13 protein-coding genes are annotated in these 13,628 nt (G+C 65.0%); 3 read left to right on the top strand and 10 right to left on the bottom strand.

Annotated elements, in window-relative coordinates:
• Nucleotides 1-153 precede the first annotated feature (153 nt).
• Nucleotides 154-1,071, bottom strand: a complete 918-nt coding sequence (locus JT360_RS21060; protein WP_214473672.1) for a LysR family transcriptional regulator — start codon at nucleotides 1,069-1,071, stop codon at nucleotides 154-156.
• A 125-nt stretch (nucleotides 1,072-1,196) separates the two neighbouring features.
• On the opposite strand from JT360_RS21060, the gene JT360_RS21055 reads away from it, so the two are divergent.
• Together JT360_RS21055 and JT360_RS21050 are read left to right on the top strand one after the other, a co-directional pair.
• Nucleotides 1,197-1,835, top strand: coding sequence for a DsbA family protein (locus tag JT360_RS21055; protein ID WP_214473671.1), 639 nt, complete (start codon nucleotides 1,197-1,199; stop codon nucleotides 1,833-1,835).
• Nucleotides 1,836-1,873: 38 nt separating this feature from the next.
• Nucleotides 1,874-2,485 carry an NAD(P)-dependent oxidoreductase gene (locus JT360_RS21050; protein WP_214473670.1) on the top strand — a complete coding sequence of 204 codons (612 nt, stop codon included), beginning with the start codon at nucleotides 1,874-1,876 and terminating at the stop codon, nucleotides 2,483-2,485.
• Nucleotides 2,486-2,570: 85 nt separating this feature from the next.
• On the opposite strand, the gene JT360_RS21045 is transcribed toward JT360_RS21050, so the two are convergent.
• The 8 genes from JT360_RS21045 to JT360_RS21010 form a co-directional block, all read right to left on the bottom strand.
• A complete protein-coding gene (locus tag JT360_RS21045) occupies nucleotides 2,571-3,647 on the bottom strand; it encodes an ABC transporter ATP-binding protein (RefSeq protein ID WP_214473669.1) in 1,077 nt (358 codons plus the stop codon).
• Complete coding sequence (locus JT360_RS21040) at nucleotides 3,644-4,444, bottom strand: ABC transporter permease (RefSeq protein WP_214473668.1); 801 nt, start codon at nucleotides 4,442-4,444, stop codon at nucleotides 3,644-3,646. Before JT360_RS21040 ends, JT360_RS21045 begins: the two co-directional genes overlap by 4 nt.
• 2 nt (nucleotides 4,445-4,446) lie before the next feature.
• On the bottom strand, nucleotides 4,447-5,307 hold the full coding sequence (locus tag JT360_RS21035) for an ABC transporter permease (protein WP_214473667.1): 861 nt from the start codon (nucleotides 5,305-5,307) through the stop codon (nucleotides 4,447-4,449).
• A gap of 64 nt (nucleotides 5,308-5,371) precedes the next feature.
• Nucleotides 5,372-6,376, bottom strand: coding sequence for an ABC transporter substrate-binding protein (locus JT360_RS21030; RefSeq protein WP_214473666.1), 1,005 nt, complete (start codon nucleotides 6,374-6,376; stop codon nucleotides 5,372-5,374).
• 59 nt (nucleotides 6,377-6,435) lie between these two features.
• On the bottom strand, nucleotides 6,436-7,905 hold the full coding sequence (locus tag JT360_RS21025) for an aldehyde dehydrogenase (RefSeq protein ID WP_214473665.1): 1,470 nt from the start codon (nucleotides 7,903-7,905) through the stop codon (nucleotides 6,436-6,438).
• A gap of 10 nt (nucleotides 7,906-7,915) precedes the next feature.
• On the bottom strand, nucleotides 7,916-8,953 hold the full coding sequence (locus JT360_RS21020) for an LLM class flavin-dependent oxidoreductase (protein WP_214473664.1): 1,038 nt from the start codon (nucleotides 8,951-8,953) through the stop codon (nucleotides 7,916-7,918).
• Nucleotides 8,950-10,758, bottom strand: coding sequence for an alpha/beta fold hydrolase (locus JT360_RS34000; RefSeq protein WP_214473663.1), 1,809 nt, complete (start codon nucleotides 10,756-10,758; stop codon nucleotides 8,950-8,952). Before JT360_RS34000 ends, JT360_RS21020 begins: the two co-directional genes overlap by 4 nt.
• Nucleotides 10,751-11,338 carry an amino acid synthesis family protein gene (locus tag JT360_RS21010; RefSeq protein WP_214473662.1) on the bottom strand — a complete coding sequence of 196 codons (588 nt, stop codon included), beginning with the start codon at nucleotides 11,336-11,338 and terminating at the stop codon, nucleotides 10,751-10,753. The genes JT360_RS34000 and JT360_RS21010 overlap by 8 nt, the downstream gene beginning before the upstream one ends.
• Before the next feature lie 135 nt (nucleotides 11,339-11,473).
• On the opposite strand from JT360_RS21010, the gene JT360_RS21005 reads away from it, so the two are divergent.
• Nucleotides 11,474-12,148 carry a GntR family transcriptional regulator gene (locus tag JT360_RS21005; RefSeq protein ID WP_214473661.1) on the top strand — a complete coding sequence of 225 codons (675 nt, stop codon included), beginning with the start codon at nucleotides 11,474-11,476 and terminating at the stop codon, nucleotides 12,146-12,148.
• Between the two features lie 6 nt (nucleotides 12,149-12,154).
• Here the strand turns inward: JT360_RS21005 and JT360_RS21000 are convergent, their stop codons facing one another.
• Nucleotides 12,155-13,600 (bottom strand): ROK family protein, encoded by a 1,446-nt coding sequence (locus tag JT360_RS21000; protein ID WP_250888953.1) that lies wholly within the window; start codon nucleotides 13,598-13,600, stop codon nucleotides 12,155-12,157.
• Nucleotides 13,601-13,628: the final 28 nt, after the last annotated feature.

Here is a 13,628-nt window from a genome sequence, read left to right as displayed (position 1 = left end):
GTTCGGGCCACTGGCGCCCAGGGTTGAAGAAGACTGCAGGAATACCCGAGCAGATTCGATCGTGAAATCAGCGGGTTGATCAGTTGGGTATCGTTACGCGTCAATGTAAGTTGTCACTGACGGACGCGTTGGGCCACCGCCCTCGGCGAGGCTTCACCCGTTGATGACACCGCGCGCCCGCTTTCTCTCAGCAGCCGCGAGCAACTCGACGAAGGCACGAACCTTGGCGGGCCGGAACCGAGCTGGTGGGAAGACGGCATGGATGCCGCCGGTGGGCAAGGTCCAGCCGGCAAATATCGGGACGAGCCGTCCCTCGCGAATCTCGTCGCCGACGCTGTAATCCGGGAAGATGCCAAGTCCGATGCCGGCGAGCACACAGGCGAGGGCAGCCGGGCTTTTGTCGCATGTGACAACGGGATTGAGGTCGGTCAGCACCGTTTCCCCGTCCCTGGAAAACAGCCATTGGCCGATGCCGCGCAGCTGGGCGTTGCCGACCCAGGCCAGCGACCTCGCCTGGCGCGGGCTCACATCCGGCGGAAGGCTCGCCGCGAAGACAGGGCTCGCCACCACGATCTGCCGTATCGTGCCGAGGCGCCGCGCCTGGTTGGAGGAGTCCGCAAGCCAGCCGACGCGGATGCCGAGATCGATCTGCTCGTCCACCAAATTGCTCACCGCGTCATCGAAGATCGCCTCGACGCGCATCTGCGGATAAGCCTTCAGGTACGCCGCCATGACCGGCGCCACCACCTTGGTGCCATAGTCGAGTGGCGCGGTCAGCCTCAGCATTCCGCTGGGTTCGACGGCGCCTTGCGATATTTCGCCATAGGCCGCCTCCGCCTCGCGCAGGATGATCACCGCCCGGTCATAGAAGAGGCGGCCCTCCTCATTCGCCGTGACGCGCCGGGTCGTGCGCTGCAGCAGCGTCGCGCCCAGTTCCTCTTCGAGCCTGCCGATCTGATGGCTGACCACGGCCTTGGCGACGCCAAGCCGGTCCGCGGCCGCCGTGAACGAGCCGGTTTCCATCACCGTGGTGAAGTAGACGAGGCGGTTGAGGTTCAGAAGGTCGGCCAAGGCGGCTGCTTTTGTCTGATTTGATCAGACAGTTTGTATTGTTGTGCGCCGTTTATCGCAAGACCAACGCCTGCCACATATGCGCCGGGACATTGGACTGACCCGCACCAAGGATGGCGGCGATCATGAGCAATTCGGACGTGACATATCTTTTCGATCCGCTCTGCGGCTGGTGCTACGGCGCCACGCCGATGCTGGACAGGCTGTCGGCCTGCGGCGTGCGCATCGAGCTGCTGCCGACCGGCCTGTTTTCCGGTGCAGGCGCGCGTCCGATGGATGAAGGTTTTGCCGCCCATGCCTGGGCCAACGACCAGCGTATCGAGCGCCTGACCGGGCAATCGTTCACGCAGACCTATCGGCACAATGTCCTCAATGTCCGTGGCACCTTGCTGGATTCGCGTGCCGCCACGCTCGGCATCAGCGCCGCCGGTCTGGAAGACCCCAGCCGCCCGATGATCGCGCTGAAGGCGATCCAGCGTGCGCGCTATGTCGACGGCCGCGATGTCGTGACTGTCGAAGGTGTGGCTGCGGTGCTCGCCGACGCTGGCATGGCGGAGGCCGCCGAAAGGCTGAAGAAGCCGACCGACACCTTGCTGACGGCTCACCGCGAGCTGGTCGGTCGAGGCCGCGCACTGTTCCGGCGCCTGCACGCCAATGGCGTGCCTTCGATCGCCGTTATCCGCAACAATGCGCCCCGGCTCATCGGTTCGAACGCGCTGTTCGGTAGCTTCGACAATCTCGTCGCCCATATTGGGGCGGCGTGATCTCCCCCACTGACCTCCAACAAGGACTGGAAAAAGACATGGCAAAAGTCGCTCTCATCGGTGCATCGGGCGCTGTCGGTTCGCGCCTGCTCAAGGAACTCTCCGACCGTGGCCACACGGTCACCGGTATTGCCCGCAACCCTGAAAAGATTGCCGCACTGCCCGGCGTGACGGTCAGGAAGGGCGATGTCTTCGACGGGGAAGGCCTCGCCAAGCTGATCCGCGGCCATGATGTGGTGATAAGCGCGGTGCATTTTCTGGACAGCGACGCCGATACGCTGATCGCCGCAGTGCGCGCATCCGGCGTGAAGCGCTATCTCGTCGTCGGCGGCGCCGGCAGCCTTGAAGTCGCACCCGGCAAAAGGCTGGTCGACACCCCTGAATTCCCTGATATCTACAAGGCCGAAGCGCAGAAGGGCGCCGACTTCCTCGACAAGTTGAAGACGGTCGGCGACCTCGACTGGACGTTCCTGTCACCTTCCGCCATGTTCATCCCGGGTGAGCGCACCGGCAAGTTCCGCCTCGGCAAGGACACGCTGCTGGCCTCGGACAAGGGCAGCAGCATTTCCTTCGAGGACTACGCCATCGTCATGGTCGACGAGATCGAGAAGCCCGCCCATGTCAGGCAGCGTTTCACTGTCGGCTACTAATTGAAAGTGCGGATGGCCGGGCCTCAACCGAGCCCGGCCGACGCCAGCCGCATCAGCGCTTCGCGGACGCCGACAATGCCAGGCGTCAGGCGGGAAACAGGAATGCCGAAGCGGGATCGAAAAAGATGCGCTGACCTGATGTGGTGGCGCTATCGGTTGCCTGTGCGTCAGAAGTTGGCCTGACATCGATTTCGTCGCCGCCGGCCGTGCGCGCCACGACGCGCCGGCGGTCGCCGAAGAACGACGTGTCGACGATCTCGACGGCCAATGCCGCGCTCGCCGGCCCGGGCGTGAGTCGGAAGGCCTCCGGGCGAACCATCAGCCGGACCTTCTGGCCCTGGCCGAAGGGTGTTGTTGCCTTCACGCCGGTCACGATCGAGCCGTCGGCGAGACGGACTGTCGCCGCGCCGGCCGTGGTTTGCAAATGCTCTGCCGACAGGAAGTTCGAGTTGCCGATGAAGCCGGCCACGAACTCGCTCACTGGCCGGAGGTAGAGATCCTCGCCTGTGCCGATCTGTTCGATACGTCCTTCCTTGAACAGAGCGATGCGGTCCGAAAGATGGAGCGCTTCTTCCTGATCGTGCGTGACATAGAGGATGGTGACGCCGGTCTCGCGATGGATGCGGCGGATCTCGGCCTGGATTTCCTGGCGCAGCTTCTTGTCGAGCGCCGACAGCGGCTCGTCCATCAACAGGATCGGTGGATCGTAGGCGAGCGCGCGCGCAAGCGCCACGCGCTGCTGCTGGCCGCCTGACAGCGCACCTGGGTAGCGGTCGGCGAATTTTTCCAGACGCACCAGCCCCAGCATGTCGCCGACCTTGCGCTTCACCTCGGTATCCGGCCGGCGGCGCACCCGCAGCGGGAAGGCGACATTCTCGGCGACGCTCAGATGCGGAAACAGGGTATAGCGCTGGAAGACCATGCCGATGTTGCGCTTGTGCGACGGCACCGAAAGCAGCGACTTGTCTTCCAAAAGCACGTCGCCAGAGCTTGGGTCCTGAAAGCCGGCGATCGCGTAAAGCGTCGTCGACTTGCCGGAGCCCGACGGTCCGAGGAAGGTCAGGAACTCGCCCTTGGGCACATCGATGGTGACGTCATGGACGGCGACGAAGGCGCCGAACGTCTTTCTCACCGCGCGTATCGACAGGAATGGCCGGCTCATCTGGACAGTTTCCTGCGAAGGAGTGCGGTCGCGATCATCAGGCACAGGGTCAGGCCGACGAGCAGGCTGGAGGCAGCGGCGACAACCGGGCTGAGGTCGGCGCGCAGGCTGCCCCAGATCTTGACCGGCAAGGTCTGCAAGGTCGGGCTCGCCATGAAGATCGCCACCACGACCTCGTCCCATGAGGCGAGGAAAGCAAAGATCGCGGCCGAGAAGATGCCGATCCTGATCGAGGGCAAGGTGATCCTGAGCCGCGCCTGCAGCGGGCTGGCGCCGCAGACGATGGCCGCGTCCTCGATGGATTTGTCGAAGCCCTCGAGCGCGGCGGTGATCGGGATGATGGCGAAAGGCAGCGCCAGGATGGTATGCGCGATGACGAAGCCGATCGTGGTGCCGGCGAGCCCAATGCGCAGGAAGAAGGCATAGATGGCGATGGCGAAAACCACGACGGGCAGCACCATCGGCGTCAGCAGCAGCCCGCGCAGGACCTGGCGTCCGCGAAATTCGCCCCTGACCAGGCTGAAGGACGCGAACAGGCCGATTGCGACTGCAAGGATGGCGGCCATGGCGGCAATTTTCGCGCTGGTCAGCGCGGCATCGATCCAGGCCGGGTCGGCCAGCAATTGCTGATACCATTTCAGCGTCCAGCCGGGCGGCGGGAACGCCAGCCAGCGAGACGAACCAAATGACAAGAGCACGATGAAAACCACCGGCAGCAAAAGGAAAGCGGCAACCAGCGCCGTGAAGCCCGCAAGGGCCACACGCAGCCATCCGAGCCTGTCATAGTCGAGCAGCATCCTCAAAGCCCTCCGCCGGCGCGCCTGGCGCCGACCAGCCGCAGCTGGATCGCGTAGAGCGCCATGGTGACGGCAAGCAGCACGAAAGCGGCGGCGCTGCCGAGCCCCCAGTTGAGCAGCGACTGCACCGTCTGGGCGATCATTTCGGCCAGCATCATGTTGGATGTGCCGCCGAGCAGTGCAGGCGTCACGAAATAGCCAAGCGACATGACGAAGACCATCAGTCCGCCAGCTGCGATGCCGGGAAGCGACAGCGGCAGCAGGATGCGGCGGAAGGCCTCGAATTGGCTGGCGCCGCAAAGGGCCGCCGCACGCAGCGTCATCGGGTCGATCGCCCGCAGCGTGCCGACCAGCGGCAGGATCATGAAGGGCAGCATGATGTAGACCATGCCGATGGTCACGCCGGCCAGATTGTTGATGAGCGGCAGCGGTTCCTGGATAATGCCAAGCCCTATCAGAGCCCGGTTGATCACTCCGGTGCGCTGCAGCAGCACCATCCACGCATAAGTGCGGGTGAGAAGGTTCGTCCACATCGACAGGATGATGATGCCGAAGACGATCGAGCCCATGGCTGGCGGCATGATCGCCAGCATCCAGGCGACGGGAAAAGCCCCCACGATGGTGACCGCGGTGACGACCGATGCGACCAGGAAGGTGTTGAGGAACACCCGCACGTAGGTGCCGCTGCCGAACAAGGCGGCGTAATTCTGCAGGCCCGGCTCTGGATCGGTGACGCTGCGCAACAACAAGGCCACCACCGGCACGATGAAGAACAGGCCGACAAGCATCAGGGCGGGCAACGCGCCGCCGGTGCCGGCGGGCAGGCCGGCAACGGAAGAGCGGCTGAGGGAATTTCCCGGCATGGAGCGGTTCCTGTTGCCCGGACGAGACGCGGCTTTCACGCCTCGCCGGTTTGTGATGGCTGCGCTATTTGGTCTGCCAGGCATACCAGCGCGTGGCGATCTCATCGCGATGCTCGGCCCAGTAGTTCATGTCGAGGTTGATCTGGCCCTCGACATGGGCATCGGGCAGGGCCTTGACGGCATCGGCGGGCATCTCGGCCTTGGCCTTGGTGTTGACAGGCGCATAGCCGCTTGCTTCGGCGAACTTCGCCTGACCGGCCGGGCTGCTGGCGGCAGCGAGGAACTTCATCGCGCTGTCCTTGTTCTTGGCGCCCTTAGGCACGATAAGCACGTCGGCGGCGGTGAGGTTCTGGTTCCAGGAGACGCCGACATCGGTGCCATCCTGCTGGAGCGCGAAGACGCGCCCGTTCCACAGCTGGCCGAAGGCGGCCTCGCCGGAGGCAATCAGCTGCTGCGATTCAGCACCGCCGCTCCACCAGACGATATCGGACTTGATGGTATCGAGTTTCTTGAAGGCACGGTCGAGATCGAGCGGATAGAGCTTGTCCGCCGGCACGCCGTCGGCCAGCAGGGCGATCTCGATGACGCCCGGCGCCGACCATTTGTAGAACGTCCGCTTGCCCGGGAATTTCTTGACATCGAACATGTCGGCCCAGCTCGTCGGTTCGCCCGAGACGGCGCCCTTGTTCCAGGCGAGCACGAAGGAATAATAGAAGCTGCCGACGGCATGCTCATTGCTGAAGCGCGGGTCGAGATCTGCCTTGGGCACGACCGCATAGTCGATCGGTTGCAGCAACCCGTCCTTGGCTGCCTTGATGGCGAAGTCCATTTCCACGTCGACGACATCCCAGGTGACGTTACCGGCGTCGACCATGGCCTTGAGCTTGCCATAGTCGGTCGGCCCGTCCTGCAGGACCTTGATGCCGGAGCTTGCCTCGAAGGGAGCCGCCCAGGATTTGGTCTGCGCTTCCTGCGTGGTGCCGCCCCAGCTGGTGAAGACCATTTCATCGGCCTTGGCGGCGGTTGCCGTGAGCAGCCCGGCCAGCAGGCCGGTCAGGATCAGTTTCATGTCATTCTCCTCTGTTGGTCTGTTCTTGTTTTTCTCAGTGCACCCGCGCCCCACGCTCCTCAGCGCATGACGAAGGGATCGGGGATCGGCTCGTCCGAGGTCTTGATCCAGACCGATTTCGAGCGCGTGTAATCTCTGATGGCGTCGAGTCCGCCTTCGCGGCCGAGTCCCGACAGGCCGTAGCCGCCGAACGGAACGAGCGGCGACACGGCGCGATAGGTGTTGACCCAGACGACGCCGGCATGGATGTCGCGTGCCATGCGGTGCGCCTTGCCGAGATTGCTGGTGAAGACGCCGCAAGCGAGGCCGAAGGGCGTGTCGTTGGCGAGCGCCAGCGCCTGTGCCTCGCTGTCGAAGGCAAGCACGCTGAGCACCGGACCGAACAATTCCTCTCGCACGCAGGGCAGGTCGGCCCTGCCGGCATCGATGATGGTCGGCGTATAGTAGAAGCCGGGGCCGTCCGGGCGTGCGCCGCCGGTAACCAGCATGCCGCCCGCTGCAAGGCTCTCGGCGACGACCTTCTCGATCCAGTCGCGCTGGCGCAGCGTGGCGAGCGGACCCATTTCGGTGGCCGGATCCTGCGGATCGCCGATGCGGATCGCCTCGGCCTTGCGCTTCAGCCGGGCGAGGAATTCGCCTTTTACGGAATGTTCGATCAGCAGCCGCGATCCGGCGACGCAGCTCTGGCCGGTCGCCGCGAAAATGCCGGCCACGACCGCGTTGGCGGCGCTGTCGAGGTCGGCGTCGGCGAAGACGACGACCGGGCTTTTGCCGCCGAGTTCCAGCGTCGTGTAGGCGAGGTTCTCAGCCGTGTTTTTGACGATGGCGCGCGCCGTCGACGGCCCGCCGGTGAAGGCAACGCGCGAGACCAGCTTATGGCTGGTCAGGGGTTGCCCACATTCTTTGCCGAAGCCGGCGAGGATGTTGACGACGCCCTGAGGAAAGCCGGCTTCCTGGATGAGTTCGGCAAAGGCGAGCAACGGCGCCGGGCCGTCCTCGGAAGCCTTGAGCACGACGGTGCAGCCGGCGGCGAGCGCCGGGCCGAGCTTGACCGCCGAGAGGAAGAGCTGCGAGTTCCACGGCACAACCGCGGCAACGACGCCGATCGGCTCGCGGCGGATGGTGACGTCGAGATCCGGCTTGTCGATCGGTACATGCGCGCCTTCGTGCTTGTCGGCGAGCCCGCCATAGTAGCGGTAGTAGTCGCCGACATAGGCGATCTGGGCGCGGGTCTCGCGAATGATCTTGCCGGTGTCACGTGTCTCGAGTTCGGCAAGCCGCCCGGCATTGGCCGCAACGAGGTCGCCCAGTTTGACCAGCAGTTTGCCACGCGCGGTCGCCGTCATCGTTCGCCACGGGCCCGAGCGCAGCGCGCTGTGCGCCGCCTCGACGGCGCGGTCGACATCGGCTTCGCTCGCCGCCGGCATCTTCGCCCAGGCTGCCCCGGTCGAGGGGTCGACACTGTCGAAGGTGGCGGACGGCTCGTCGAAGCGACCGTCGATGAAGTTCCTGAAGGGGGCGTTGGTCATGGGCGCGCAATCAGAGGAAGGCCGGCATCACCCGGTCGATGAACAGTTGCAGCGATCTTGTCTTGCGCTCATGCGGAAGCCCGCTGTCGATCCAGATCGAATACTGGTCGTAGCCGAGCGCCTCATAGGCTTTCAGCCGGGCGATGACCTCGTCGGCCTCCCCGATCACGAGGTTCTGCCTGATCTTGTCGGGCGCGTATTGCGGCATGGCCGCGATCTCGTCCGCCGTCAGCGGCTCCAATATGCCTTGATGCACCGGCTTTTTGTTCTGGAACCAGGCTCCGAACTGGCAGTAGAAGGTCGACAGATCCCGGGCGAGACGATCGGCATCGGCCGCGTCCTCCGCGACGAAGGTGTGCATCAAGAGCATGATTTCCGGCCGTGCGATGTCGGGATGGGCATCGCATGCGGTGTTGAAGCGCTGCATCAGGTTCGTCACCTCCTCGTCGCCGGAAGCCAGCGGCGTCACTTGGACTTTGCAGCCATTGGCGACGGCAAAGTCGTGCGAGTTCGGATCGCGCGCGGCCACCCAGATCGGAGGGTAGGGTTTTTGCACAGGCTTCGGCGAGGAGGTGGTCGGCGGGAACGACCAGAACTCACCGGACAGTTCGAAATCACCATCCCACAGGCCGCGGATCGCCGGGATGATCTCGCGCATGCGCTGGCCGGCGCCCCAGGCGTCGAGGCCTGGAAAGACGCGCTGGTATTCGTAGCTGTAGGCGCCCCGCGCAATGCCGATGTCGACCCGGCCGCCGCTGATGACGTCGGCCATCGCCGCTTCGCCGGCAAGCTTGATCGGGTGCCAGAAGGGCGCAATCACGGTCCCGGTGCCGAGGCGAATGCGGCTGGTCTTGGCCGCCAGATAGGCGATGTTGATGAAGGGATTGGGCGAGATGGTGAATTCCATGCCGTGATGCTCGCCGATCCAGGCGGTCTCGAAACCTGCCCGTTCGGCCATCAGGACCAATTCTTCAAGCTCGCTCACAAGCTCGGAATGCGGCTTGGCCAGGTCCGACCGTTCCATATGCACGAAAAGCGAGAATTTCATCCCTGGTCACCTGTATTGAGGGCGGCCACGCCGGTCCTGGCGAGCGGCCGGACCTCGCCTTCGACATCGTTGCCGACATAGACGCCGAATGCGTCTTCCCTGCATTCCCTGACATAGCGGGTAAGCATGGTACGAACCGCCGGATCGGCGATCTTCAGCTCTTCGATGGCGTCGATGTCGATGAGGCGGATGCCGCGATCGCTGGAAGCGGGCACATCGAAGCTGCCGCGATAATAGACATGCGTGGGCGAGGCATTGGCGGCATCGTCCCATACGGCGAAGAGGAAACCGAGCTGGGCTTCGATGGATTTGGCGGCGAGAAGCCCTTTGAGGCTCTTGCCGTCGCTTGCCGAACCCAGTCCCCGGCCGCGCGGCAGCTCATAAAAGCCGTCCGCCGTTTCCAGGAACAGGACCCTGCCACTATTTTCCAGGATGGCGCCGACATCGGTGCCGGGCTGCGTGGCGGCGAGCGCCTCCTGACTGAGGCCGGGCGTGATATAGGCGCCGCGGCAATAGCCGAGGGGCTGCGAGGAATTATGGCCGAAATCGCGGACGCGGCCGATGAGGATCGAATGGTCGCCGGCCTCCACCAGCCGCTCCATGTCGCAGTCAAATGCCGCGACCGAGCCGTCTAGCACAGGACTGCCGGTCCGGCCCGGGTGCCAGGCGGCCGAGGCGAACTTATCAATCGCCTTGGAGGCGAAGACGCCGGAGGCCGCCTTCTGGTCCTCGTTGAGCACGTTGATGGCAAAGCTCTTGGCCGTCGCGAACACCGGATGGCCTGATGCCTTGTGGGCGATGCAGACCAGCACCAGCGGCGGATCGAGCGAGACGGAGGTGAAGGAGTTGGCGGTGAAGCCGCGCGGCTCGCCTTCCGGGCCGATCGTGGTGACGATGGTGACACCGGTGAGGAACGAACCCAGCGCGCGGCGAAACTCACCACTATCGAAACCGGTGTCCGTTTCCGCAGCGCTGCTTTGCTCGACCGCTTCGTCCTCTCCGAGGAAGTCGACGATATGGCGCGTTGTCAGATCAGGCGCCGCCACGGCCATCATGTGCCTTTCACCGGGCAATACCGTGCAGCGGCCATACGGAGCCAGGCGCGCCATCGCCGCAGACATTGCCGGCGAAGAATTCCTGTCTTCGGAGCCGGTCATGAACAGGGCCGGGACGGCAAGCGTCTGCAGGCGCTCGGCATGCTCGGCGTCGGCACGGGCAAACAGCCGGTACGTGCGAGCGTAACCTTCGGGATCGACCCTTGCCAATGCGGATGCCGTCGTTTCGGCCGCCGCCTTGAGTTCGGCCGGCACCGGATCTCCGAACCAGCGCGCGATGGTCTGCGTTGCCCCGGCAGCGTCGCCACGGCCGGTGAGAGCGGCCGCGCGTTCGCGAACCGCTGCAGCCAGTTGCGGCGGGCGGCGGAATACGGCGTTGAGCGAGACAATGCGGCGCACGCGCCCTGGCGCGCGCAGGGCCAATTCCTGGGCAATGAGCGCGCCCATCGAGTGACCGACGACAAATGCCTTGTCGAGGCCCAGATGATCGAGCAGGCGAATGGACTGGTCGGCATAATCGGCGAGTTCCGGATGCGGCGGAGGCAGCGGCGACCGGCCATGACCGAGCATGTCGATGGCAATCACCTCAAAGCGACGAGCCATGCGCTCGATCTGCGGTTGCCAGATCGCGGCGTTCATGCCGACGCCGTGGATGAACAGCACCGGTGCGCCCGCACCGGCGCGAATGAAGCTGGTGCCGTCGGGCGCCGTGCCCTGTTGAGCCCATGCCGATGTGAGAGCGTCAGCCATGCAGGTCGCCGACCTCCTTGAGATCCTGATAGCGGTCGCCGATGCGGTGATGCGGGCGTCCGCCGATCGAAGCGCCAAGCGCCACGACCAGCTCGTCCGGCGCCGGCGCATCGCCGATCTGGAAATGCACGGTCAGGTAATGCGAGCGCCGCCCCTCGTCGTTCTTGTCCATCAGCGGGACCATGATCGGCGTGTTCGGTCCGCCGCGCAGATTGGTGAAGGCAAGGTAGGTCTTGGCGCCGACGGCGCGGCGGTAATGGTTGCCGAAATGCAGCGTGTGGATCAGCGCTGAGGCGTGCTCGATCTCGCCCGACGTGCCGCAAATGGCGGCCTTGCCATAGCCCTCGATTGCTTCGCCGGATCCGGCGACGGCAATGATCTCGCGGGTCAGGATTTCCCCGAGCACTGGCGCGCAAGCGCGGATTTCAGGCGACAGATCCTCGGTGAAGCCGCGTCCTGCCCAAGGGTTTGTCAGCACCGCGGCGACGCCGATCAGGCGCAGCGGCCGGGGAGCAGCCTTGCCGCCTTCGATCAGCGTGTTCTCCGTATAGGTCACGATCTTGCGAATGGCAGGCTGCATGGAATCCTCGAGTCGCCGAGACAATGGAGATCGTGCGATCTCTGTATCATCTTATGGTATACCATGCTATGGACCGCCAAGTACCTTGTCAACCGGACATCGAATCTGTTTTCGTGACGGCGCAGGAGACCACACATGCCAGACGACACGCTTCGCATCGACCGCAGCGCCAAGACCTTGAGGACGCTGGCGCTGGAGCGCATGCGCGAAGCAATCATGGATTTCCATTTCCAGCCCGGCGAAAGGCTGGTCGAACGGCCGCTTTGCGACCAGCTCGGCGTCAGCCGTTCCGTCGTGCGCGAGGTTCTGCGGCAATTGGAGGCCGAGGGCCTCGTGCAGATGATACCCGGGCATGGGCCGGCGGTGGCCAGGCCGGACCTCGGCCGCACCGATGAAATCTATGAGTTGAGGGCGCTGCTCGAAGGCATCGCGGCACGCGCCTGCGCCCTCTCGGCGACCGGTGAACAGTTGGCGGAGCTGGAGCGCGCGCTCGCCGATCTGTTCGAGGCGTGGGCATCGGGGATGCCGCCGGCCGTGATGCGGGCAACGACGAAATTCTACGAAGCCTTGTTCGAGGCTGCCGACAAGCGGGTTGCCTGGGAAATCGTCAGCGGACTGAATGTCCGCATCAACCAGCTTCGCTCGATGACCATCGCTTCGGCCAACCGGCGCGAGCCGGCGATCGCCGAAATGACGGAGATCATGGATGCGATCCGCGCGCGCAAGCCGGAAGAGGCGGAAGCCGCGGCGCGGCGCCATGTCGAATCGGCGTGGCAGATAGCACGCACGGCACTGCGGCCACCGGCGTGAAGCCGCCTATTCGCCGCCGCCCATCATCGCTTTCAGCCAAGTCGTGACGGCATCGAAATCGATTGGCTTCGTCGTGTCGACGTCGAAGAGCGGACCGCGCCGCAGCGGTTCGGCGCGCTTGGCGAGCTCGATGAGTTCGGGGATATAGGCGGCGCCTGGATGGCCGGCGGGGCGCTGGTCGAGCCGGGCGCCATAGCGCTCGGCAAGGATTTCGCCGGGCGCGTGGCACCAGATTTCGACGGTCTGTCCGACGCCAGCTTTTTGCAGATGGTCCTCGAGAACTTGGCGCGGCTGGAAGCCGAACCAGGCATCGACGACAAAGGTGCTGCCCGCCGGCGCTTCGCCAACGACCGACCAGATCGCCTGATAGCTGGCGCGGCCGAGTGTGCGGTTGAATGCGCGGTCGCCGCCGCCGAGCGCTTCGAGGAAGGGATTCTTGATCGTGTCGAGCGTAAGCAACGGCCATCCCATGCGGTCGGCGATGCCGCGCGAGACGGTGCTCTTGCCGCTGGCGGGAATGCCGTTGACAAGCACGGCGCGCCTGGCGTGGCCTAGCCGGGCCAAGGGCGAAGCCGGAACCGCGTGCGGCACCGCCGCCAGCGCCTGGAGGCCAGCGCCGATCACGCCGGCGTCGTCGCCGAGCTGCGCGGGTTCGACCTGGCATTGGTACCAGGGCGCCAGCGCCGGCGCGCGGCCAAGTGCCGTGTGTGCCGCCAGGCCAAGGCCGCCGCCAAGCAACACCAGATCGGGATCAAGCACTGCAACGGCGGTGTCGATGGCGGCACGCAGCGGCATAGCCCAGGCGTCGAGTATGGCGCGCGCCTGGATGTCGCCTGCCGCATCGCGGGCAAAGAGCTGATCGACCGAAATGTCCGCGCCGAGACCGGCCTCCGCAATGTGACGGCCGAACGCCGTGCCCGAACTGGTGGTTTCGACGCAGCCGCGCCGGCCGCAGGCGCAGACGTCGCCGTTGACGTCGACGGTGATGTGGCCGAGCTGACCCGCCGTTGCCGAGCCGCGCGTGATCTGCCGATCTTGAGCGACGGCGCCGCCAATGCCTGTGCCGATGGTGAACATGACGATGTTGCCATGGCCGCGCCCGGCGCCGAGCGCCATCTCGGCCGCCAGCGCCATGTTGCAGTCATTGTCGATGACAACGGGTTTGCCCGTCATGTCCTCCAGGCGCTGCGCTAGCGCAACCGAGGCGAGGTTGACATAGCCGCCCGACAGCACCGCACCACGCCGTGCATCGACACGGCCGGGGACGCCGACGCCGATGGCCTTCACGTCCGATGTGTCGAGAAAGCGCACCATGTCGGCGATGCGGCCGAGCACCAGCTCCGGGTCGGGCGCGCTTTTTTCGGAAACGCGCTGGAGGATTTCACCGGTCTCGGAGACGCGGGCGGCACGCAGATTGGTGCCGCCGATATCGATTCCAATGCTGAGAGGCATGACGTCCTGCATTTGTTTTACGCAATTC

Origin of the sequence: Mesorhizobium sp. dw_380, from assembly GCF_018588885.1 — a bacterium.
In the GTDB taxonomy this organism is placed as follows: Bacteria; Pseudomonadota; Alphaproteobacteria; order Rhizobiales; family Rhizobiaceae; genus Mesorhizobium.
The sequence above is the reverse complement of the archived record's forward strand: the minus strand, read 5'-3'. Positions and strand labels throughout refer to the sequence as shown.

What these genes read in the sequence shown, in the direction of transcription:
- JT360_RS21040 (WP_214473668.1), bottom strand. Translation starts at nt 4,444, where the DNA reads ATGCTGCTCGACTATGACAGGCTCGGATGGCTGCGTGTGGCCCTTGCG.
- JT360_RS21025 (WP_214473665.1), bottom strand. Translation starts at nt 7,905, where the DNA reads ATGACCAACGCCCCCTTCAGGAACTTCATCGACGGTCGCTTCGACGAG.
- JT360_RS21055 (WP_214473671.1), top strand. Translation starts at nt 1,197, where the DNA reads ATGAGCAATTCGGACGTGACATATCTTTTCGATCCGCTCTGCGGCTGG.
- JT360_RS21035 (WP_214473667.1), bottom strand. Translation starts at nt 5,307, where the DNA reads ATGCCGGGAAATTCCCTCAGCCGCTCTTCCGTTGCCGGCCTGCCCGCC.
- JT360_RS21005 (WP_214473661.1), top strand. Translation starts at nt 11,474, where the DNA reads ATGCCAGACGACACGCTTCGCATCGACCGCAGCGCCAAGACCTTGAGG.
- JT360_RS34000 (WP_214473663.1), bottom strand. Translation starts at nt 10,758, where the DNA reads ATGGCTGACGCTCTCACATCGGCATGGGCTCAACAGGGCACGGCGCCC.
- JT360_RS21030 (WP_214473666.1), bottom strand. Translation starts at nt 6,376, where the DNA reads ATGAAACTGATCCTGACCGGCCTGCTGGCCGGGCTGCTCACGGCAACC.
- JT360_RS21000 (WP_250888953.1), bottom strand. Translation starts at nt 13,600, where the DNA reads ATGCCTCTCAGCATTGGAATCGATATCGGCGGCACCAATCTGCGTGCC.
- JT360_RS21045 (WP_214473669.1), bottom strand. Translation starts at nt 3,647, where the DNA reads ATGAGCCGGCCATTCCTGTCGATACGCGCGGTGAGAAAGACGTTCGGC.
- JT360_RS21010 (WP_214473662.1), bottom strand. Translation starts at nt 11,338, where the DNA reads ATGCAGCCTGCCATTCGCAAGATCGTGACCTATACGGAGAACACGCTG.
- JT360_RS21050 (WP_214473670.1), top strand. Translation starts at nt 1,874, where the DNA reads ATGGCAAAAGTCGCTCTCATCGGTGCATCGGGCGCTGTCGGTTCGCGC.
- JT360_RS21020 (WP_214473664.1), bottom strand. Translation starts at nt 8,953, where the DNA reads ATGAAATTCTCGCTTTTCGTGCATATGGAACGGTCGGACCTGGCCAAG.